We start from the raw sequence: 244 nt of genomic DNA, 5'->3' as shown, positions 1-244 counted from the left end.
CGATGTCGCCCGCGCCGCCGTGCCGGTGCCGAGGTTGAGCGCGACGGAATCGCCGCCCTTCAGCAGATATTCGACGGCGCGCACATGCGCATCGGCAAGATCGAGCACATGGATATAGTCGCGCACACAGGTGCCGTCGCGGGTCTCGTAATCGCTGCCGAACACCTTGAAACCCTGACGGCGGCCGAGTGCCGCGTCGATCGCAAGGGGTATCGCATGCGTTTCCGGCTGATGCCATTCGCCG

At 65.2% G+C, this 244-nt stretch carries 1 protein-coding gene; it reads right to left on the bottom strand.

Features of this window, described 5'->3' with window-relative positions; all coding sequences use genetic code 11:
• Nucleotides 1–244, bottom strand: a 244-nt coding sequence (locus EOD29_RS34225; RefSeq protein WP_127248895.1) for an NAD-dependent epimerase/dehydratase family protein, incomplete at both ends; no start/stop codon positions are given.

The sequence above is a fragment of the Mesorhizobium sp. M1A.T.Ca.IN.004.03.1.1 genome (assembly GCF_003997555.1).
Taxonomy (GTDB): domain Bacteria; phylum Pseudomonadota; class Alphaproteobacteria; order Rhizobiales; family Rhizobiaceae; genus Mesorhizobium.
Note: the sequence above shows the minus strand (reverse complement) of the source record. Positions and strands in the feature narration are given on the sequence as shown.